This is a genomic window from Diaphorobacter sp. JS3051 (genome assembly GCF_015832135.1).
Taxonomy (GTDB): domain Bacteria; phylum Pseudomonadota; class Gammaproteobacteria; order Burkholderiales; family Burkholderiaceae_C; genus Diaphorobacter; species Diaphorobacter nitroreducens.
In genome coordinates this window covers 3,646,392-3,665,293 of record NZ_CP065406.1, presented here as the reverse complement: position 1 = coordinate 3,665,293, position 18,902 = coordinate 3,646,392, and the positions used below count along the sequence as shown (strand labels likewise).

The 18,902-nt window shown below is 67.6% G+C and carries 20 protein-coding genes; 13 read left to right on the top strand and 7 right to left on the bottom strand.

Annotated elements, in window-relative coordinates; translation table 11 throughout:
- The first annotated feature begins 5 nt into the window (after nucleotides 1-5).
- Both I3K84_RS17490 and I3K84_RS17485 read left to right on the top strand, forming a co-directional pair.
- Nucleotides 6-290 carry a septum formation initiator family protein gene (locus I3K84_RS17490; RefSeq protein WP_011804436.1) on the top strand — a complete coding sequence of 95 codons (285 nt, stop codon included), beginning with the start codon at nucleotides 6-8 and terminating at the stop codon, nucleotides 288-290.
- Nucleotides 287-751 (top strand): hypothetical protein, encoded by a 465-nt coding sequence (locus I3K84_RS17485; protein ID WP_196995070.1) that lies wholly within the window; start codon nucleotides 287-289, stop codon nucleotides 749-751. Before I3K84_RS17490 ends, I3K84_RS17485 begins: the two co-directional genes overlap by 4 nt.
- A 92-nt stretch (nucleotides 752-843) precedes the next feature.
- Here the strand turns inward: I3K84_RS17485 and I3K84_RS17480 are convergent, their stop codons facing one another.
- Together I3K84_RS17480 and I3K84_RS17475 are read right to left on the bottom strand one after the other, a co-directional pair.
- Nucleotides 844-1,830 carry an Hsp33 family molecular chaperone HslO gene (locus I3K84_RS17480; protein WP_172206450.1) on the bottom strand — a complete coding sequence of 329 codons (987 nt, stop codon included), beginning with the start codon at nucleotides 1,828-1,830 and terminating at the stop codon, nucleotides 844-846.
- A 32-nt stretch (nucleotides 1,831-1,862) separates the two neighbouring features.
- On the bottom strand, nucleotides 1,863-2,387 hold the full coding sequence (locus tag I3K84_RS17475) for a gamma carbonic anhydrase family protein (protein WP_011804433.1): 525 nt from the start codon (nucleotides 2,385-2,387) through the stop codon (nucleotides 1,863-1,865).
- Nucleotides 2,388-2,436: 49 nt separating this feature from the next.
- Between I3K84_RS17475 and I3K84_RS17470 the strand changes: the two genes are divergently transcribed.
- The 3 genes from I3K84_RS17470 to I3K84_RS17460 all read left to right on the top strand — a co-directional run bounded on the left by I3K84_RS17470 (nucleotide 2,437) and on the right by I3K84_RS17460 (nucleotide 6,008).
- On the top strand, nucleotides 2,437-3,243 hold the full coding sequence (locus I3K84_RS17470) for a ferritin-like domain-containing protein (protein ID WP_196995069.1): 807 nt from the start codon (nucleotides 2,437-2,439) through the stop codon (nucleotides 3,241-3,243).
- A 147-nt stretch (nucleotides 3,244-3,390) separates the two neighbouring features.
- The gene (locus I3K84_RS17465; protein WP_196995068.1) at nucleotides 3,391-4,662 is read left to right on the top strand and encodes an EAL and HDOD domain-containing protein; all 1,272 of its coding nucleotides are present in this window, start codon (nucleotides 3,391-3,393) and stop codon (nucleotides 4,660-4,662) included.
- Nucleotides 4,663-4,712: 50 nt separating this feature from the next.
- Nucleotides 4,713-6,008 carry an EAL and HDOD domain-containing protein gene (locus I3K84_RS17460; protein WP_196995067.1) on the top strand — a complete coding sequence of 432 codons (1,296 nt, stop codon included), beginning with the start codon at nucleotides 4,713-4,715 and terminating at the stop codon, nucleotides 6,006-6,008.
- 50 nt (nucleotides 6,009-6,058) lie between these two features.
- Here the strand turns inward: I3K84_RS17460 and I3K84_RS17455 are convergent, their stop codons facing one another.
- The 3 genes from I3K84_RS17455 to I3K84_RS17445 form a co-directional block, all read right to left on the bottom strand.
- The gene (locus I3K84_RS17455; protein ID WP_196995066.1) at nucleotides 6,059-7,036 is read right to left on the bottom strand and encodes a tripartite tricarboxylate transporter substrate binding protein; all 978 of its coding nucleotides are present in this window, start codon (nucleotides 7,034-7,036) and stop codon (nucleotides 6,059-6,061) included.
- Nucleotides 7,037-7,115: 79 nt separating this feature from the next.
- Nucleotides 7,116-8,015 carry a site-specific tyrosine recombinase XerD gene (gene xerD / locus I3K84_RS17450; RefSeq protein WP_196995065.1) on the bottom strand — a complete coding sequence of 300 codons (900 nt, stop codon included), beginning with the start codon at nucleotides 8,013-8,015 and terminating at the stop codon, nucleotides 7,116-7,118.
- A gap of 68 nt (nucleotides 8,016-8,083) precedes the next feature.
- Nucleotides 8,084-9,046, bottom strand: a complete 963-nt coding sequence (locus tag I3K84_RS17445; protein ID WP_088887473.1) for a tripartite tricarboxylate transporter substrate binding protein BugE — start codon at nucleotides 9,044-9,046, stop codon at nucleotides 8,084-8,086.
- A 152-nt stretch (nucleotides 9,047-9,198) separates the two neighbouring features.
- Here I3K84_RS17445 and I3K84_RS17440 point away from each other — a divergent pair, with 152 nt between their 5' ends.
- On the top strand, nucleotides 9,199-10,116 hold the full coding sequence (locus tag I3K84_RS17440) for an AEC family transporter (RefSeq protein ID WP_172206440.1): 918 nt from the start codon (nucleotides 9,199-9,201) through the stop codon (nucleotides 10,114-10,116).
- 54 nt (nucleotides 10,117-10,170) lie between these two features.
- Here the strand turns inward: I3K84_RS17440 and queG are convergent, their stop codons facing one another.
- Complete coding sequence (queG, locus tag I3K84_RS17435) at nucleotides 10,171-11,226, bottom strand: tRNA epoxyqueuosine(34) reductase QueG (RefSeq protein ID WP_196996129.1); 1,056 nt, start codon at nucleotides 11,224-11,226, stop codon at nucleotides 10,171-10,173.
- 12 nt (nucleotides 11,227-11,238) lie between these two features.
- On the opposite strand from queG, the gene tsaE reads away from it, so the two are divergent.
- From tsaE to I3K84_RS17415, 4 genes are all read left to right on the top strand, one after another.
- Nucleotides 11,239-11,748 carry a tRNA (adenosine(37)-N6)-threonylcarbamoyltransferase complex ATPase subunit type 1 TsaE gene (gene tsaE / locus I3K84_RS17430; protein ID WP_103737363.1) on the top strand — a complete coding sequence of 170 codons (510 nt, stop codon included), beginning with the start codon at nucleotides 11,239-11,241 and terminating at the stop codon, nucleotides 11,746-11,748.
- Nucleotides 11,745-13,196, top strand: coding sequence for an N-acetylmuramoyl-L-alanine amidase (locus I3K84_RS17425; protein ID WP_196995064.1), 1,452 nt, complete (start codon nucleotides 11,745-11,747; stop codon nucleotides 13,194-13,196). Before tsaE ends, I3K84_RS17425 begins: the two co-directional genes overlap by 4 nt.
- A gap of 34 nt (nucleotides 13,197-13,230) precedes the next feature.
- Nucleotides 13,231-13,563, top strand: coding sequence for a cupin domain-containing protein (locus tag I3K84_RS17420; protein ID WP_196995063.1), 333 nt, complete (start codon nucleotides 13,231-13,233; stop codon nucleotides 13,561-13,563).
- Nucleotides 13,564-13,684: 121 nt separating this feature from the next.
- Nucleotides 13,685-13,915, top strand: coding sequence for a glycine zipper domain-containing protein (locus I3K84_RS17415; protein WP_015912630.1), 231 nt, complete (start codon nucleotides 13,685-13,687; stop codon nucleotides 13,913-13,915).
- A 108-nt stretch (nucleotides 13,916-14,023) separates the two neighbouring features.
- On the opposite strand, the gene I3K84_RS17410 is transcribed toward I3K84_RS17415, so the two are convergent.
- On the bottom strand, nucleotides 14,024-14,686 hold the full coding sequence (locus I3K84_RS17410; protein ID WP_196995062.1) for a DedA family protein: 663 nt from the start codon (nucleotides 14,684-14,686) through the stop codon (nucleotides 14,024-14,026).
- A gap of 213 nt (nucleotides 14,687-14,899) precedes the next feature.
- On the opposite strand from I3K84_RS17410, the gene I3K84_RS17405 reads away from it, so the two are divergent.
- The 3 genes from I3K84_RS17405 (at nucleotide 14,900) to gdhA (ending at nucleotide 18,855) form a co-directional block, all read left to right on the top strand.
- Complete coding sequence (locus tag I3K84_RS17405) at nucleotides 14,900-15,151, top strand: glycine zipper 2TM domain-containing protein (protein ID WP_011804420.1); 252 nt, start codon at nucleotides 14,900-14,902, stop codon at nucleotides 15,149-15,151.
- 43 nt (nucleotides 15,152-15,194) lie between these two features.
- Nucleotides 15,195-17,168 (top strand): DNA mismatch repair endonuclease MutL, encoded by a 1,974-nt coding sequence (gene mutL / locus I3K84_RS17400; RefSeq protein WP_196995061.1) that lies wholly within the window; start codon nucleotides 15,195-15,197, stop codon nucleotides 17,166-17,168.
- A gap of 343 nt (nucleotides 17,169-17,511) precedes the next feature.
- Nucleotides 17,512-18,855, top strand: coding sequence for an NADP-specific glutamate dehydrogenase (gene gdhA / locus I3K84_RS17395; protein ID WP_047350033.1), 1,344 nt, complete (start codon nucleotides 17,512-17,514; stop codon nucleotides 18,853-18,855).
- Nucleotides 18,856-18,902: the final 47 nt, after the last annotated feature.

The window sequence follows — 18,902 nt, the reverse complement described above, 5'->3', positions numbered from 1 at the left end:
CCGCCATGGGCACACGCATCGTTCCGCTCGCCCTGCTGCTGCTCCTCGTGGGGATCCACGCGCAGCTGTGGACCGGGCGCGGCAGTGTCGGCCATGTAGAGGACATGCGCCGGCAGATCGCCGCCCAGCAGGCGGCGAATGCGCAGGCGCGCCAGGCCAATGAGCGCCTGGCCGCCGAAGTGCAGGACCTGAAGGACGGCCTGGAGATGGTCGAGGAAAAGGCGCGCAGCGAACTGGGCATGGTCAAGCCTGGCGAGATCTACGTGCACGTCACCCCGGCCCGCAAGTGAGCCTCTCGCCCGGCCCCGTGCCCGGCGCTGCGGCGGTGCGCATCGCGATCCTGGGTGCGCACGCGCCCGCCTGCACCGCCTTACGCGACGGCATCGCTCAGCACTGTCCCGCGCTCGCAGTCGCGGCGGCCGGCCCCGATCTGCCAGCCCTGCCGGCGGACCTCACGCTGCTGTGCGCACTGGACCTTCCCGATGCACACGAGCTGCAACTGCGCGCCGCGCTGGCTCAGGCCGGCACGGCCTACCAGGTGCTGTACGGGCCGCCAGCGGCGCAACTTCGCAATGCACTGCACGCTATTGATTTAATAGCTACTCGCGCTTTCCCATCAAGCGCAGAAGTCGAATTGAAACCTGAACCCAGCCGTCCTCGGCTGCGCGCTTGGGGTTGCGAAGAATGCGTGGAGCCCCAGTGCGAGCACCGGCTGTTCACCGCGCTGCGCGGCCTGGGTGCGGGGGCGTGAGGCGGACGCTTCACGCTCGTTGAAGCGCGACCGCCTGCAGCGCCACGGCGCGCAGGCTGGCTCGCGAAAGCCGCCCAGAGCGGCCGCCTGGATCACTGCATGCGCGACGGCGCGGGCGGCTGCTTGTGCGGATCGGTGAACAGCTGCGCAGCATCCACCGGGTCGAAGTGGTACTGCTGGCCGCAGTATTCGCAGCCCACCTCGATGTTGCCACGCTCCTCCAGGATGCTCTCGACCTCTTCCGTGCCCAGGCTGCGCAGCATGTTGCCCACACGCTCGCGGCTGCAGGAACACGCGAAGCGCGGGCCGCTATCGCCCTGCTGAGGCGCGAAGCGCAGCAGTTTTTCCTCCCAGAACAAGCGGCGCAGGATGGTGTCCACGTCCAGCGTGAGCAGCTCCTCTCGCGTGAGGCTGCTCGCCAGCGTAGCGATACGGTTGTAGTCCTCGTTGCGGCCGATCTGGTCCTCGTCCTCGCGCCCATGGCCGCCGGCCAGGTTGGCCTCGCCCTTCAGGGGCATGCGCTGGATCAGCACGCCCGCGGCCACCTGGTCGTTGGCAGCCAGCACCAGGGTGGTATCGAGCTGCTCGGACTGCAGCATGTAGTGCTGCAGCACGTCGCTGAGCTTGTGCAGCTTTTCCTGGTGGTCGCCATACAGCGGCACCACACCCTGGTAGGGCTGCTGGCCGGGCAGACGGTCCTTGGGGTCCAGCGTGATGGCGCAGCGCCCGCCGCCGCCCACGTTCACCATGTCCGGCAGGCCCGCGTTCGCGGGCAGTTCGCCCAACACCGACGCGGTGGCGCGCAGGCTCAGGTCGGACTGCACCTCTGCCACGGCCAGCTTGACCGGGCCGTCACCAAAGACCTGCAGCACCAGCGCGCCGTTGAACTTGATGTTCGACTGCATCAGCACGCCGGCGGCGGCCATCTCACCCAGCAGCTCGCTCACGGGCGCGGGGTATGGCCCCGTTTCGGTGTTGGCCGCGCGGCGGCGCAGCAGCTCTGTCCAGGCGTCGGTCAGGCGCACGATCATGCCGCGCACGGGCAGGCCATCAAACAAAAACTTGTGCAGTTCGGACACGCAGTATTTCCAGTCAATCAACGGCCGGGCTATTACCCCAGCTTGCGCAGACCCGCCTTGAAGCGGCGCGCGTTTTCCATGTAATGCCGCGCACTCTGGCGCAGCCCTTCGATCTGCTCGGGCGTGAGCTGGCGCACCACCTTGGCCGGACTGCCCAGGATCATCGATCCGTCGGGAAACTCCTTGCCCTCGGTGACCAGCGAGCCGGCGCCCACCAGGCAGTTGCGGCCTATCTTCGCGCCGTTGAGCACGATGGCGCCAATGCCGATCAGTGATTCATCCCCGACGGTGCAGCCATGCAGCATGACCTGGTGGCCCACGGTGACGCGCTCACCGATCACCAGCGGCTGGCCGATGTCGGCGTGCAGCACGCTCGCGTCCTGCACGTTGGTGCCCGCGCCGATGGTGATGCGCGCCGTGTCGCCACGCACCACGGTGCCGAACCATACGCTGGCGTCCTCGCCCAGCACCACGTCGCCCATCACCTGGCCACTGTCGGCCACCCAGGCCGATGCGGCCACCTGCGGCGCCACGCCGTCGAGTTCATAGATCGCCATCGCTTGTCTGTCTCCGTTGTTTGTGTAGGGGGAACCTAGAATTGTAGGGATGGAGCTTCGCCAACGTGCCCTGGAGGTCTTGCGCCTCTGCGACCCTGAAGAAAAATCGGCCGCAGCGCTGGATATGTATGCGCAAGCAGCTCGCATTTCAATAGCGACAGAAACGCGTCTCACCGCCCCGCCCGCCGACACCCTGCCCGGCCGCCCCGCGCGGCCGCAGCTGCTGCACCACACCGCCGTGGCACGCCGCTCGCCCGCCACGCCCGAGGGGCGCGCGGTGCTGATCCACGCCATCGCCCATATCGAGTTCAACGCCATCAACCTCGCGCTGGACGCCATCTGGCGCTTTGCGGGCATGCCCGAGACGTTCTACCGCGACTGGCTGCGCGTGGCGGCCGAGGAGGCGAAGCATTTTTTCCTGCTGCGTGACCACCTGCGCCGGCAACTGCACCATGACTATGGCGACTTTCCCGCGCACCAGGGCCTGTGGAGCATGTGCGAGAAGACGGCCGACGACATCGTGGCGCGCATGGCCCTGGTGCCGCGCACCCTGGAGGCGCGCGGACTGGACGCCACGCCGCTGATCCAGCACAAGCTTCGCCAGGTCGGTACACCGGACGCGCTGGCCGCCGTGGCGATCCTGGACACCATCCTGCGCGAGGAAGTGGGCCACGTGGCCATCGGCAACCACTGGTACCGCTGGCTGTGCACGCGCGACGGACTGGACCCCGTGGCGCACTACGCCGCGCTGGTCCAGCATTACGAAGCCCCCCGCCCGAAGCCGCCGCTGAACGAGGCGGCACGCCGCGCCGCCGGTTTCAGCGAGGCGGAGATGCGCTGGCTGCAGCACGGCTGAATCGCCTCCAGCCGCACTGCCATCCCCCAGCCATCGGGGGTTCTTCCCTACAATGCCAGCAGCGATACGCCACGCCGCTGCCGCCAGCCCTCGCGCCTGCGGCGGGCACCCGCATCGCCCGGTATCCCGCACACGCCCAGGCATTCCATGACGAACCCCACACCTCCCGCTTCTCCCTCGGCGGCCGGCGCCTCCCAGGCTGGCAGCACCGGCTCCATGATCGCCCGGCAGGCCATCATGAACGGCCAGCAGGCGGTCGTCGGCTACGAACTCTTCAACCGCTCGCGCTCCACCGTCGGCCACACGGCCGCCAGCGACGTGATCCTGGTCTTCACCGCGCTGTCGCATGCGGGCACCGAAGAGCTGATGGGCAAGATGCTGATTTTCGTGAACTGCACCCACGAAAGCCTGACGGGCGGGCACCTGGAACTGGTGAACCCCGACAAGGTCGTGCTGGAGATCCCTCCGCTGGGCCACGTGGCCGCGACCGAGGTGCATGCGCGGCTTCCCATCCTGCAGGCGCTGCGCAGCCGCGGCTTTCACCTCGCCTTCAACCACACGGTGCTGGAGTCCACCTACGCGCCCTGGCTGCCGCTGGCCGACTACATCAAACTCGACATGTCGGTGCTTGCGCGCGACCAGCTCGCGGTGCTGATCAACTACGCGGGGCGCCATTCCCAGGCCGAACTGATCGCGGAAAAGCTCGAAACCGCGCAACAGTACGACATGGTGTCGTCCATGGGCGTGGAAATGTTCCAGGGCTACTGGTTCTCACGTCCCACGCTGGTGGAGGCCAAACTGCTCACTCCCGGCCAGGCGAGCATCGTGCAGCTGCTCAACCTGGTGCGCAGCCAGGCCAGCACCGACGAGATCGAAGAGGCCCTCAAAAAGGATGCTGGGCTGGCCTTCAACCTGATGCGCCTGATCAACTCCGCGGGGCTGGGCATGACGCGCGAGATCACCTCCTTCCGCCAGGCGGTGCTGCTGCTGGGACTCAAGAAGCTGTTCCGCTGGGCCGCCCTGCTGCTCACGGCGGTGCGCAGCGGCGGTACGCCCCCGGCCGTGGGACAGACGGCCGTGGTGCGCGGCCGCCTCATGGAACTGCTGGCCCAGGAATTTCTGCCCGCCGAAGAAGCCGATCAGGCGTTCGTGATCGGCATCTTTTCCATGCTGGACCAGATGCTCGGCATGCCGCTGGCCTCCGCCGTGGGGCTGCTCAACCTGCCCGAAGAGCTGTCCACTGCCCTGCTACAACGCAGCAACGTGTACGGCCAGCTGCTGACACTGGCCGAAGCCTGCGAGACCAGCGACGACCACACCTTCGACCAGTTCGCCCAATCGCTCCACCTGACGAACCAGCAGATCAACTGGGCCCACTTGCAAGCCCTGGCCTGGGCGGACCAGATGGCGCCCGCCTGAGCCACTGCCGCGCCGACCTCCTAGAATCCCACGAACTTCCCACGCCATCCATGTCGAGCCTTTCAGACACCGCCGCACAGCTCCCCGCCGATTCCGCCCAGCCGTCACCCGAGGCCACTGAGGCGCAGAATCAGGTCGTCATCGCACGACAGGCCATCCTGGACGAACAGCGCACCGTCTTTGGCTACGAACTGTTCGACCGGTCCACCGCCGCGGACGCGCACACCGCCGCCAGCGATGCGGCGCTGCTGTTCAACGCGCTGTCGTATGCGGGCTCCGAGGCGCTGGTGGGCAAGAAAACCGTCTTCATCAATTGCACGCACGACAGCCTGGCCGGCGGACACCTGGAGCTGATCCACCCTGAAAAAGTGGTGCTGGAAGTACCCACGCTCGGCGCCCAGGCCACGGCCGAGCAGATCGAGCAGTACATCCCCACGCTGCAAGCGGTGCGCACGCGCGGCTTTCGGCTGGCCTTCAGCCAGGACGTGCTGCGGCGCGCCTACAGCAGCTGGGTGCCTCTGGCCTCGTTCATCAAGCTGGACATGCAGGCCTTCAAGCCGGAGCTCGCCGAGCCGCTCGTGAAGTTCGCCCAAGCCCACTCGCAGGCCACCCTGGTGGCCGAGAAGGTGGAGACGGCCGAACAGTACCAGCGCATGGCTTCGCTGGGCGTGAAGCTGTTCCAGGGCTACTGGTTCGCACAGCCCTCGCTGGTCAAGGCGCAAACCATCCGCCCCTCGCAGGCAACCATCATCCAGCTCATCAACCTGGTGCGCCAGCAGGCCAGCACCGGAGAAATCGAGGAACTGCTCAAGAAGGACCCCACGCTGTCCTTCAACCTGCTGCGTTTCATCAATTCCTCGGGCTTCGGCCTGTCGTGCGAGGTGACCTCGTTCCGTCACGCGGTGATGATCCTGGGCCTGAAGAAGCTGTTCCGCTGGGCGGCGCTGTTGATGACGACCTCGCGCGCCAGCGGCTCGCCGCCCGCCGTGGGCCAGACGGCCGTGGTGCGCGGCCGCCTCATGGAACTGCTGGCCGCCGAGCTGCTGCCCCCCGAGGAATGCGACAACGCCTTCGTGGTGGGGGTCTTCTCGCTGCTGGATGCGATGCTGGGCGTGCCGCTGGAGCACGCCCTGGAAACGGTGGCCCTGCCCCAGCCGGTGCTTGACGCACTGCTGCACAACAAGGGTGTGTTCGCCCCCTTCCTGGAGCTCACCAAGGCCTGCGAAAGCGGTGACGACGAGGCTTTTGCGCGCACGGCCGAAGCGCTGCACCTGTCCAACCGCCAGGTCAACTGGGCCCACCTGCAGGCACTGGCCTGGGCCGAGAGCCTGACGGCCGACGAATAACCCCGATGCCCCCTGTGCGCGGGCCGGCCGGCGCGCGCACGGGGCAGTCGTCAATTCAGGCGGATGTTGGCGGCGCGGATGATGCGCGCATTGCTCTGCGACTCCGACGCGATCTGCCGGCGAAATGCCTCGGCGCTGCCGCCCGTGGGCACGTTGTCCGAAGCCTCCAGGCGCGCCTGGATGTCGGGCAGCGCCAGCGCACGGTTGATCTCGGAATTCAAGCGCTCCAGCACCGCGGCCGGCACGCCCGCTGGCGCGAACATGCCGAACACCGAATTCAGGTTGGCTGCGGGCAGGCCCAGTTCGCCCAGCGTGGGCACGTTCGGCAGGGTGTTCAGCCGCGCGGGCGCACCCACGGCCAGCGGGTGCAGCTTGCCCGCCTTGATCTGCTGCATCACGGCCGGGCCGGCGTTGGTGGACAGCACCTCGAACTGACCCGAAAGCGCATCGTTCAGTTGTTGCCCGCCGCCCTTGTAGGGCACGTGCGTGATCTGCACGCCGCTGCCCTGCATGATGTGTTCCAGCATGATGTGGCCCAGCGACGCCAACCCCGATGTGGCCCATCGCACCTGGCCCGGCTGCGCCTTGGCGGTCGCCAGCAGGCTGCGGAAGTCACGCTCCTTGGCGGCCTGCGTGCCCAACAACAGCACGGGCGAGTACATCACGCTGGCCACGGGCACGATGTCGCGCGTTGCGTCGTACGGCGGCGTGCCCAGGTGCGGGTTGAGCACCAGCGGGCTGATGGCCGAGAAGCCCAGCGTGTAGCCATCGGGCGCCGCCTTGGCCACCGCGTCCATACCGATGGTGCCGCCCGCGCCGGCCTTGTTCTCCACCACCACGGGCGTGCCCAGGCGTTCGGACAGTTTGTCGCCCAACGCGCGGGCGACCACGTCGCTGACGCCGCCCGCGGGATAGGCCACGATGATGCGGATGGGCTTGGCGGGCCAAGTCTGGGCCTGCGCGCCCAGGGGCAGCGCGGCAGCCAGCGCGAGGGAGGCCAGCACGCGACGGCGCACGGAATCTGTCATTGCAACTCCAGAGTTTCAAGAAAGAGCGCGATTTTTCACCCGTTTGCCGCTGTCCGCCGGCACTCCGCGCCATGCCCCTTCAACCGCGCGGATGGTGCTGCGCATGCAGCGCCTTCAGCCGCTCGCGCGCCACGTGGGTGTAGATGGTGGTGGTGGAAATGTCGGCGTGGCCCAGCAGCAGTTGCACCACGCGCAGGTCCGCACCGTGGTTCAACAGGTGCGTGGCAAAGGCATGGCGCAGCGTGTGGGGCGACAGCGGCGCGGTGATGCCTGCAGCCTGCGCGCATTTCTTGACGATGACCCAGAACATCACGCGCGACATGGCCGCGCCGCGCTGCGTGACGAACAGGTCATCCGTTTGCTGCCCGCCCAGGATGGCGCCACGCCCCTCGGCCAGGTAGCGCTGCAGCCAGCGTTGCGCCTCTTCGCCAAAGGGCACCAGCCGCTCCTTGCCGCCCTTGCCCATGACGCGCAGCACGCCTTCGGCCAGCCCCAGGTGGAAGGTCTTCAGCGTGACCAGCTCGCTTACGCGCAGGCCGCTCGCGTACATCAGCTCCAACATGGTGCGGTCGCGCAGGCCCAGCGGCGTGGCGTCGTCCGGCGCATGCAGCAGAGCCTCCACCTGCGCCTGCGTCAGCGTCTTGGGCACGCGCAGCGGCTGGCGCGCGGCCTGCAGGCGCACTGTGGGGTCGGCTGCGATGCGCCGCTCGCGCAATGCCCAGTGGAAGTAGCGCCGCAGCACGGTGAGGCGGCGGTTGGCCGACGTGGCGCGCGTCTGCGCGTGGCGGGCAGCGAAGTAGCCCTGCAGGTGGTGCTCGGCCGTGGCATCCAGCGCCAGCGGAGGGCTCTGCTGTGCCAGCCATTGGGCATACAGCGTGAGGTCCCGGCGGTAGGCGGCCAGCGTGTTGCGCGACAGGCCGTCCTCCAGCCACAGGGCGTCGATGAAGGGGTCTATGGCGTTCTGGCTGTCGGGCAACATGGCGAAAACCATAGCATCAAAAAAACGCCCGCGGCAGGCGGGCGTTTTTCAGAGGGCTGGGGGCGCGCTTATTCCAGCGTGAGCTTCTGCTTTTGCACCACCTGCTTGTACACGCCGAACTCGGCCTTGATCTGCTCGGCGAACTGCTCGGGCGTGTTGGCGACGATGATCGAGTCGGTGTCCTCGATGCGCTTGCGCACGGCGGCATCTTCCAGCGCCTTCTTCACGCCGCCGTTGATCTTGTCCACCACGTCCTTGGGCAGGTTCTTGGGACCCAGAATGCCGTAGTAGGCCATGCGGTTCACCGGCTCCAGGCCCACTTCCTTGAAGGTGGGCACATTGGGCAGTGCCGCCACGCGCTGCGGCGCGGACACCACAATGGGCACGAGCTTGCCGCTCTTGATGAAGGGCAGCGCCGAGGGCAGGTTGTCGAAGATGATGGGCACCTGACCCGCCACGGTGTCGTTGAGGGCCGGACCCGCGCCGCGGTAGGGAATGTGCGTGACGAAGCTGTTGGTGAGGCTCTTGTACAGCTCCATCAGCAGATGGCCGATGCCGCCTGTGCCCGAGGACGCGTACGAGTACTTGCCGGGGTTCTTCTGGATCTCCGCCAGGAAGGACTTGTAGTCCTTGGCCGGGAAGCTCGGGTGCACCGCGATGATGTTGGGCGTGGCCGCGATGTTGATGATGGGCGTGAAGTCCGTGATCGGGTTGTACGGGATCTTGGAGTTGATGGCCGGATTGGCCGCCGTGGTGGACACGGTGGCCACGCCCAGGTTGTACCCATCGGGCGCTGCGCGCGCCGTTTCCTGCGCGCCAATCACGCCGCCGCCACCGCCCCGGTTCTCCACCACCACCGACTGGCCGAGCGCGCGCGACAGTGGGTCGGCGATCACGCGGGCGATGATGTCGGTGGTGCCGCCGGGCGCGAAGGGCACCAGCAGCTTGACGGGCTTGTTGGGGTAGCCCTGGGCGAAGGCGGTGCCCGCGGTGGCCGCCAGCACCAAAGCCAGCAGGTTGCGACGTTGCATGCGAAATCTCCTCATCAAATTGTGTTTGGTGGAAAAAACAGGGGGTAGGCGGCGATCCTACGGTGCCATGCCGCGTTGACCACCGCGGGCGCCGCGCTGATTTGTTGGGAGTTTCCCCAATCATTCGCGCCGCCGGCCTACAGCGCCACGGTATGCTGCGCGCCGTGAGTTACGTGCAGCTTCTTCTCCCGGATTTCTCGCTGATCCTGTTCGGCTACCTGCTGTGCCGCTACACGCCCCTCAACCGCTCCGTCTGGCAGCCGGTGGAAAGCCTGGTGTATTACCTGCTGTTCCCGGTGCTGCTGTTCCAGTCCATCGTCAAGAGCCCCATCAACGTGGGCGAGGCCACCGGCCTGGTGGTGGCCGGCGTGGGCACGGGCCTGTGCGGCGTGGTGCTGGCCTACAGCCTGCCGCACCTGCCCTGGCTGGGCAGGCACATCGACCGGCGCGACCACGCAGCGGCGGCGCAGGTGGCCTTCCGCTTCAACTCCTTCATCGTGCTGGCCCTGGCCGAGCGCCTGGCGGGTGCGCAGGGCCTGCTCATGGTGGCGGTGCTGATTGGCGTGTGCGTACCGCTGCTGAACGTGGCCGCCGTGTGGCCCATGGCGCGCGGCGGCCAGCAGGGCTTCGTGCGCGAACTGCTGCGCAACCCGCTGATCATCGCCACGGCGACGGGGCTGGCGGCCAACCTGCTGGGCTTTCGCATCCCGCCGTGGCTGGAGCCCACGGTGGGTCGCATCAGCGCCGCGTCGCTGGCGCTGGGGCTCATGGCGGCGGGCGCGGGCATGCAGTTCGGCCTGCTCACGCGCAGCAAGCTGCTGTCCGTGTCGGTGTTGACCATTCGCCACCTCGCGCAGCCGCTGATCGCCTGGGGGTTCGCGCATCTGCTGGGGCTGGACGCCACGCAGACCTCGGTGCTGATGGCGTTCTGCGCCGTGTCCACCGCATCCACCTGCTATGTACTCGCCGCACGCATGGGCTACAACGGCGCGTATGTCGCAGGCCTGGTCACGCTGTCCACCGTGCTGGGGGTGGTGAGCCTGCCCTTCGCTCTGGGCTTGTTGCGTTGACGCTATTTAATTAATAGCTACTCGCGCTTACCCTGCAAGTGTTGCAGGCCATTTTTATTCATTTTCCTGTGCCAGCGCCCAGGCCACATGCTCGCGCACCAGCGGGCTCGGGTCATCGGCGCGTGCGGCCAGCGCCGCGCGAACGACAGGGTCGCGGGTCGCGCGCAACGCGTTGCCCAGCGCCACGGCGATGTTGCGCAGCCAGCGCTCATGGCCGATGCGACGGATCGGGCCGCCCTCGGTCATGCGCAGGAAGGTCTCCTCGTCCCACGTAAACAGATGCACGAGCTGCTGCCCCACCAGCCCCGCGCGCACATCGAAATCGGGCAGGCTGCTGGTCTGCGCGAACTTGTTCCACGGGCAGATGAGCTGGCAGTCGTCGCAGCCATAGATGCGGTTGCCCATGAGCGGGCGCAACTCCAGCGGAATGTGCCCGGCGTGCTCGATGGTGAGGTAGGAGATGCAGCGGCGCGCATCCAGGCGGTACGGCGCGATGATGGCCTGCGTGGGGCAGACGTCGATACATGCCTCGCAACTGCCACAGTGGTGCGTGACGGGCTCGGTGGGTTCAAGGGGCATGTCCACATAGATCTCGCCCAGAAAGAACATCGAGCCGGCCTCGCGGCTCAGCACCAGTGTGTGCTTGCCGCGCCAACCCTGGCCGCTGCGGCGCGCAAGCTCGGCCTCCAGTACCGGCGCCGAGTCGGTGAACACGCGGTGGCCAAAGGGCCCTACTGCCTCGGCGACACGGTCGCTGAGCTTTTGCAGCCGCGCGCGCAGCACCTTGTGGTAGTCGCGTCCCCGGGCGTAGACGGAAACCACCGCCTCGGTGGGTCGCGCCAGCCGGCCAAGTTCAATGGCCTGCCAGCCTTCGGGGGCATCCAGCGCCATCGCGCGCGGCAGGTAGTCCATGCGCGCGGTGATCACGCTCACGGTGCCGGGCACCAGTTCCGCCGGGCGGGCACGCTTCAGGCCATGCGCCGCCATGTAATGCATCTCGCCATGGAACCCTTGGGCCAGCCATTGCATCAATCCGGGCTCGGCGGAGGACAAGTCCACGCCGGCCACCTTGATTTGGGAAAATCCCAGCTCGCGGGCCCAGCCTTGTATTTGAGGAACGAGTTGACTGCTGCACACCATCAACACCCGATTGTAGAAACGCCGCACTGCCTGTCGCTGCAATGGAAGGACGAGGAGGACACGGCACGCTTCGCCGTGCGCCTGGCCGCGCAGCCCGGCCTGCGCAATGCCTTCATCGCCCTGCATGGCGACCTGGGTGCGGGCAAGACTACGCTGGTGCGCCACCTGCTGCGCGCCCTGGGCGTGCAGGGGCGCGTCAAGAGCCCCACCTACGCCGTGGTCGAGCCGCACCAGGCACCAGGACTGAACATCTGGCACTTCGACTTCTACCGCTTCAGCGACCCGCGCGAGTGGGAAGACGCAGGCTTTCGCGACATCTTCGCTAGCCCCGGCCTGAAGCTGGCCGAGTGGCCTGGCCATGCAGGAACCCTCATCCCGCCTGCGGATATTGCTATTCACATTGAAGCGGAGGATGATTCAGCCCGGCACGTGACGCTGCGAGCCCACACGCCCCATGGCAGCGCCATACTGCAAGGACTGGACACCCCATGAGCGATGCCCGCCGCCCTTCCCCTCTTCACAGCCGCCGCACCCTGCTGCGCGCGGGTAGCCTGGTACTGCTGCTGGGCACGCAGCAGATCGCGCGCGGCGCCACCATCGTCGCGGTGCGTGTCTGGCCCGCGCCCGACTATTCACGGGTGACCATCGAATCCGACCGTGCGCTCACGGCCCGCCAGACCTTCGTGGACACGCCGCCGCGCCTGGCGGTGGACATCGAGGGCATCGACCTCAACCCCTCGCTGCGCGAACTGGTCGCCAAGGTGCGCGCAGACGACCCCAACATCGCCGGCATCCGCGTGGGCCAGAACGCGCCCGGCGTGGTGCGCCTGGTGGTGGACCTGAAGCAGGCGGCGCGGCCGCAGGTCTTCACGCTGCAGCCCGTGGCCGCGTACCAGCACCGGCTGGTGTTCGACCTGTATCCCGCGCAGCCGCCCGACCCGCTGGAGGCACTGATCGCCGAGCGGCTGCGCGACGCCACCGCGCCGCTGCCCGGCAGCGCAATAGGTACAGGGCGCGCCATGGCGGCTCCCCCATTGACGGACCCTCTGGGTGACCTGATCGCACGGCATTCCGCACCGCAGGCCATGCCCCCTGCCCTGCCCGTGCCGGGCACGGCGGTGGCAACCGCACCCGTGGCGCCGGCACCCGCCGCCCCGGCGCGCCCTGCCGCGCCCGCCACCCCGCCTACGACGGCCCGCGCGGCGTATTCCACCGACCGCCTCATCATCATCGCGCTGGACCCCGGCCACGGCGGCGAAGACCCGGGCGCCATCGGCCCGCGCGGCACGCGCGAAAAGGACGTGGTGCTGAAAGTGGCGCACCTGCTGCGTGACCGCATCAATGCCACGCAGGTGGGCGGCAACCCCATGCGCGCCTTCCTCACGCGCGACGGTGACTTCTTCGTCCCGCTGGCGGCGCGCGTGGACAAGGCGCGGCGCGTGCAGGCGGACCTGTTCGTGTCCATCCACGCCGACGCCTTCACCACCCCGTCAGCACGCGGCGCCAGCGTGTTCGCGCTGAGCCAGGGCGGCGCGTCCAGCTCGGCCGCGCGCTGGCTGGCCAACAAGGAGAATGAGGCCGACCTGATCGGCGGCGTGAACCTGGGCGCCCAGCAGGACCGCCATGTGCAGCGCGCGCTGCTGGACATGAGCACCACGGCGCAGATCAACGACAGCCTGAAGCTCGGCAGCGTGCTGCTGGGCGAGATCGGCGGCATGGCCAAGCTGCACAAGCCGCGCGTGGAGCAGGCGGGCTTTGCCGTGCTCAAGGCGCCCGACATTCCCAGCGTGCTGGTGGAGACGGCCTTCATCAGCAACCCCGAGGAAGAGTCCAAGCTGCGGTCCGCCGCGTATCAAGAGCAGTTGGCCGACGCGCTGATGCGCGGCATCGTCCGATACTTCGCGAAAAACCCGCCGCTGGCGCGCAGCCGCACCGTCTGAGCAGCGCGGCCGTGCCGGCGGCCAGGAGACCGCCATGGCACTGCCCCACGCCCAGTCCTGCGAAGTCGTCAGCCTCCGGCCCCTGGGGCCGCGCCTGCACGACACCCCCACCAGCGCCCTCATCAAGGCCGGCCAGCTGGAAGTGATTCGCGTGGTGCTGCCCGCCGGTAAAGAGCAGCACCAGCACGACGCACCGGGCGAGGTCACGCTGTTGTGCCTGGAGGGCGAGGTGCTTATCCAGGCCGGCGCGCAGTCGCATACCCTGCGCGAAGGCGACTTCCTGCACCTGGTGCCGCGCATTCCGCATGTGCTGCGGGCGCTGCAGGACGCCTCGCTGCTGGTGACGATCTGTCTCGTGCCGGGTTAGGGGCCGAGGGCCGCCGCGTCCTACACGCGCCGGCAAGACGGGCCTACACCGGCGCCGGGCCGGCGGGGTGACAGTTGAGTCACGGCCTCACACCGGGGTCTGTTGACCATAAGGAGCCACCATGCAATACCGCCACCTTCTCTCCGCCGCCGCCTGCGCAGCCGCCCTGGGCCTGGTGGGCTGCTCGTCCAATCCCACCAACGCCCAGATCGGCACCGGTGTCGGCGCCGTGGCTGGCGGCGCACTCGGTAGCGCCGTGGGCGGCACGGCCGCCACCATTGGCGGCGCCGCTGCCGGCGCGCTGATCGGCCACGAACTGGGTGAAGACCGGGACCGCGATCGCCGCCGTTGACGGCCCGCCTGAGAGCCTCACCATGCAGAACGCCACCCCTCTCGCGAGGCGGTGGCGTTCTATATGGAATATGGCTCTAACGCGCTTCCAACATGCGCCACTAGCTATCTATTCAATAGCAGCCGCAGTTCCTTGAGCCTTGCGCCCGGCGCGCCATGCGCCAAAGATGGCAATCAGGCCGGGGATGAAGATCATGGCCCAGATGATCTTGTCCAGATGCCGCTGCACCCAGGCCATGTTTCCAAAGAAGTACCCCGCCGTGCAGATGCCCACGACCCACAGTACTGCACCACCGATGTTGTAGGCCGTGAACTTGCCCCGCCCCATGGCCGCCACACCGCCCACGAAGGGAGCGAACGTGCGGATGAAGGGCATGAAGCGCGCCAGCACGATGGTGATGCCGCCATAGCGCTCATAGAACGCATGGGCCTGGTCGAAGGCCTTCTTGTTGAACCAGCGCGAGCTTTCCCACTGGAATACCTTGGGTCCGAAATAGCGCCCGATGCTGTAGTTGCACTGGTCGCCCAGGATCGCCGCAGCCAGCAGAACCGCGCAGGCCAGCGGGAAGTTCATCAACCCTGCACCGCTGAGCGCCCCCACCACGAACAGCAGCGAGTCACCCGGCAGAAAGGGCATGACCACCACGCCCGTCTCCACGAACACGATGATGAACAGCAGCGCGTACACCCAGGGGCCATAGCTGGCCACGAAGGCGGCGAGATGCTTGTCCACATGCAGGATGAAATCGATCAGGAACGCAAAGACTTCCAAAACACAAACCTCCCGTTGGCGAAGTGCGCCGTAATGTACCCGCGCCCCCAATGCCCCTGGTTGCACCACACCACCATTGGCAATTGCTCACACTTGTTGGCAATTGGCAAACAAACCGCGGGGCACACTTCACACGGCCGCGCCATAGTGCACCCACGGCGTGCGCACCGCGCCGCACCTCATTACAAGACCATCTCCCCGAAAGGAACCGCCATGACCGTCCTCCGCCACAGCCGCCTGATCGCCACTGCCGCACTGCTCACGGGCGCCCTTGCACTGGGCGGCTGCGCCCACCGGCCCAGCAACGCACAGATCGGCACGGGCGTCGGCGCCGTGGCCGGCGGCCTCGTGGGCAGCGCGGTGTTCGGCTCCACGCTGGGTACCGTGGGCGGCGCCGCCGCCGGCGCGCTGATCGGTAACGAGGTCGGCCGCAACAACGACCGCGGCTACCGCCACCGCCACTGACCCTTACAGCACCCGCGGTCGCATCGCCACCTAAAATCCCCGCGTGACCGCACAGCCTTCCGACACCGCCCTCGCCCCAGCGCCCCGGCGCCCCATTCGCGACCTGCCCGACGAGCTCATCAGCCAGATCGCGGCGGGCGAAGTGGTGGAGCGCCCCGCCTCTGCCGTGCGCGAGCTGGTGGACAACGCCCTGGATGCGGGCGCCACCCAGATCACCGTGCGCCTGCTGGCCGGCGGCGTGCGCCTGATCGCCGTGGAGGACGACGGCAGCGGCATCCCGCAGGATGAGCTGCCGGTGGCCCTGCGCCGCCACGCCACGAGCAAGATCACCAACCTGCACGACCTGGAATCGGTCGCCACCATGGGTTTTCGCGGCGAGGCGCTGGCCGCCATCGCGTCGGTGTCCGAGATGGCGCTGCTGTCGCGCACCGCGCAGCAGGCCAGCGCCTTTCTGCTGGATGCGCGCAGCGGCGAACTGCGCCCCGCGGCACGCAGCCGTGGCACGACCGTGGAGGTCAAGGAGCTGTTCTTCTCCACGCCCGCGCGGCGCAAGTTCCTCAAGACCGACGCGACCGAGCTCGCCCACTGCATCGAGGCCGTGCGCCGCCATGCGCTGGCGCGGCCCGACGTGGGCTTTGCCATCTGGCACGAAGGCAAGCTGGTGGAGCAATGGCGCGCCACCCTGACCCCCGCTGCCACAGCGGACGAGGGCAAACGCCAGCAGGCCCTGCAGCAGCGCCTGAGCGACGTGCTGGGCGAGGACTTCATCCGCGACTCCGTTCCTGTGCACCTGCGCCTGGGCGCGGTCACGGTGACGGGCCGCGCCGGGCTGCCCGATGCCGCCCGTTCGCGTGCAGACCAGCAGTTCTGCTACGTGAACGGCCGCTTCGTGCGCGACAAGGTGCTCACGCATGCCGCGCGCAGCGCCTACGAGGACGTGCTGCACGGCCACAAGCAGCCGGTATACGCGCTGTACGTACAGATCGACCCGCAGCGTGTGGACGTGAACGTGCACCCGACCAAGATCGAGGTGCGCTTTCGCGACAGCCGCGAGGTGCACCAGGCCGTGCGCCACGCGGTGGAGAACGCTCTGGCGGCGCCGCGCGCGCAGGCGCTGGCGGCTGCCGCCGCTTCAACTTCTGTAGCGCCTGCCGCTCCATCCGTGGGCGATTCAGATAGAAACCCGGCTCATGCCCCCTATTGGCAAGCGCAAGCAGCTATCAAATTTGAAGAGCGCGCGGGCCACAAGGTCTCTGACCTGCAAGCACTCTGGGGCACATCCACGGCTGCGCCATCGCCCGGTATGCCGGCAACCGCCGCCATGGCACCGGTCGCTCCAGGCGCGCCCACGGCGCCGTCCTTCTCGCCCACCAGCGCGGCTCCACTGGCTGCCGTCGACATGGCGACTGCGCACGTCGAGGATGGACACACGTGGCCGCTGGGCCGCGCCGTGGCGCAGGTCCATGGCGTGTATATCCTGGCCGAAAGCGCGCAGGGCTTGGTGGTGGTGGACATGCATGCGGCGCACGAACGCATCGTGTACGAGCGGCTCAAGGCCCAGGTGGACCAAGGTGCACGCATCGCCAGCCAGCCACTGCTCATCCCCGCCACCTTTGCCGCCACCCCCGAAGAGGTGGCGACCGCCGAGGCGCATGCCGACACGTTGGCCCGGCTGGGACTGGAGGTCGTGCCGTTCTCGCCGCGCACCCTGGCCGTGCGCGCCGTGCCCACCACGCTGGCCCAGGGCAACCCCGTGGAGCTGGCGCGCAGCGTGCTGGCTGAGCTGGCCACCCATGACGCCAGCACCGTGGTGCAGCGCGCGCAGAGCGAGATCCTTGCCACCATGGCCTGCCATGGCGCCGTGCGGGCCAATCGCCGGCTGACGCTGGACGAGATGAACGCCCTGCTGCGCCAGATGGAAGTCACCGATCGCTCCGACCAGTGCAACCACGGCCGCCCCACCTGGCGCCAGCTCAGCATGAAAGAGCTGGACGCGCTGTTCCTGCGCGGGCGCTGAGCGCATCCACACACCCTCTCACGCCGCTACCACCCAGCGGCATTCCTTTCTCCCCTACCTTTCTCCCTCGACTGCCTTGCACTGCCAGCGCTGCTTTGGCGGTGCCCAGGGCGGCGCAGCCGTGCCCCTGTCAAACCGTTGCGCAATCCCGTGCAACAGGGCATTCGCCACTGACTTCGCACCAAAAACGCGCAAGAAAACGCACCAGCAACGCGCGACAACCCCGAAAACCTGTCCCATTGCGGGGCATCAAATCCAAAATGGTGCATAACCACATGTCTTTTTGACATAATTCGATGCTGCATTGCCGCATCGCTAAATTTCCCTTGAGCAGAAAGTCCTTATGAAGCACCAATCCGTGGGCCATTTCCTTGAACAGGTTGCACAGCGCAACCCCGGCCAGCCCGAATACCTGCAAGCCGTGACCGAGGTCATGGAAAGCCTGTGGCCGTTCATCGAAAAGAATCCGCGCTATGCCGAGCAAGGCCTGCTGGAGCGCCTGGTGGAGCCCGAGCGGGTGGTGATGTTCCGCGTGTCCTGGTTCGACGATCACGGCAATGTGCATATCAACCGCGGCTACCGCATCCAGCACAGCATGGCGATCGGCCCTTACAAGGGCGGCCTGCGCTTTCACCCCTCGGTCAACCTGTCGGTGCTGAAGTTCCTGGCCTTCGAGCAGACCTTCAAGAACGCGCTGACCACGCTGCCCATGGGCGGCGGCAAGGGTGGCTCGGACTTCGACCCCAAGGGCAAGAGCCCGGCCGAAGTCATGCGCTTTTGCCAGGCCTTCGTGACGGAGCTGTTCCGCCACGTGGGTCCCGACACCGACGTGCCCGCGGGTGATATCGGCGTGGGCGGCCGTGAGGTCGGCTTCATGGCCGGCATGTACAAGAAGCTGGCCAACAACGCCGCCAGCGTGTTCACGGGCAAGGGCCTGGCCTTCGGCGGCTCGCTGATCCGCCCCGAGGCCACCGGCTACGGCACGGTGTACTTCGCCGACGAGATGCTCAAGACCCGCGGCCGCAGCTTCGACGGCCTGCGCGTGTCCGTGTCCGGCTCGGGTAACGTGGCCCAGTACGCCGTGGAAAAGGCCATGCAACTCGGCGCCAAGGTCATCACCGTGTCGGACTCCAGCGGCACCATCATCGACGAAGACGGCTTCACCCCCGAGAAGCTGGCCATCCTGATGGACGTGAAGAACCACCATTACGGCCGCGTGAGCGACTACGCCGCGCGTACCGGCGTGAAGTTCGAAGCCGGCGTGCGTCCCTGGCATGTCAAGGTGGACGTGGCCCTGCCCTGCGCCACGCAAAACGAGCTTCATGAAGACGACGCCCGCACCCTCATCAAGAACGGCGTGCTGTGCGTGGCCGAAGGCGCCAACATGCCCTCGACCAACGAGGCAGCCAAGCTGTTCGAGCAGGCGGGCGTGCTGTACGCACCGGGCAAGGCTAGCAACGCCGGTGGCGTGGCCACCTCGGGCCTGGAAATGAGCCAGAACGCCATGCGCCTGTCGTGGACCCGCGACGAAGTGGATGCGCGCCTGCTCCAGATCATGCAGGGCATCCACGCCGCCTGCCTGCAATACGGCAAGCGCGCCGATGGCAGCGTGAGCTACATCAACGGTGCCAACGTGGCTGGATTCGTGAAGGTGGCCGAGGCTATGCTGGCGCAAGGCGTGGTCTGATACCTCTGCGCAGGCCCCGCGCCTGCGGCACACCGCGCAAGCCGGCC

What these genes read in the sequence shown, in the direction of transcription:
- I3K84_RS17475 (WP_011804433.1), bottom strand. Translation starts at nt 2,387, where the DNA reads ATGGCGATCTATGAACTCGACGGCGTGGCGCCGCAGGTGGCCGCATCG.
- xerD (WP_196995065.1), bottom strand. Translation starts at nt 8,015, where the DNA reads ATGTTGCCCGACAGCCAGAACGCCATAGACCCCTTCATCGACGCCCTG.
- I3K84_RS17415 (WP_015912630.1), top strand. Translation starts at nt 13,685, where the DNA reads ATGCAATACCGCCACCTTCTCTCCGCCGCCGCCTGCGCAGCCGCCCTG.
- I3K84_RS17420 (WP_196995063.1), top strand. Translation starts at nt 13,231, where the DNA reads ATGGCACTGCCCCACGCCCAGTCCTGCGAAGTCGTCAGCCTCCGGCCC.
- I3K84_RS17440 (WP_172206440.1), top strand. Translation starts at nt 9,199, where the DNA reads ATGCTGCGCGCCGTGAGTTACGTGCAGCTTCTTCTCCCGGATTTCTCG.
- I3K84_RS17405 (WP_011804420.1), top strand. Translation starts at nt 14,900, where the DNA reads ATGACCGTCCTCCGCCACAGCCGCCTGATCGCCACTGCCGCACTGCTC.
- I3K84_RS17465 (WP_196995068.1), top strand. Translation starts at nt 3,391, where the DNA reads ATGACGAACCCCACACCTCCCGCTTCTCCCTCGGCGGCCGGCGCCTCC.
- gdhA (WP_047350033.1), top strand. Translation starts at nt 17,512, where the DNA reads ATGAAGCACCAATCCGTGGGCCATTTCCTTGAACAGGTTGCACAGCGC.
- I3K84_RS17455 (WP_196995066.1), bottom strand. Translation starts at nt 7,036, where the DNA reads ATGACAGATTCCGTGCGCCGTCGCGTGCTGGCCTCCCTCGCGCTGGCT.
- I3K84_RS17490 (WP_011804436.1), top strand. Translation starts at nt 6, where the DNA reads ATGGGCACACGCATCGTTCCGCTCGCCCTGCTGCTGCTCCTCGTGGGG.
- I3K84_RS17425 (WP_196995064.1), top strand. Translation starts at nt 11,745, where the DNA reads ATGAGCGATGCCCGCCGCCCTTCCCCTCTTCACAGCCGCCGCACCCTG.
- I3K84_RS17445 (WP_088887473.1), bottom strand. Translation starts at nt 9,046, where the DNA reads ATGCAACGTCGCAACCTGCTGGCTTTGGTGCTGGCGGCCACCGCGGGC.
- I3K84_RS17460 (WP_196995067.1), top strand. Translation starts at nt 4,713, where the DNA reads ATGTCGAGCCTTTCAGACACCGCCGCACAGCTCCCCGCCGATTCCGCC.
- I3K84_RS17470 (WP_196995069.1), top strand. Translation starts at nt 2,437, where the DNA reads ATGGAGCTTCGCCAACGTGCCCTGGAGGTCTTGCGCCTCTGCGACCCT.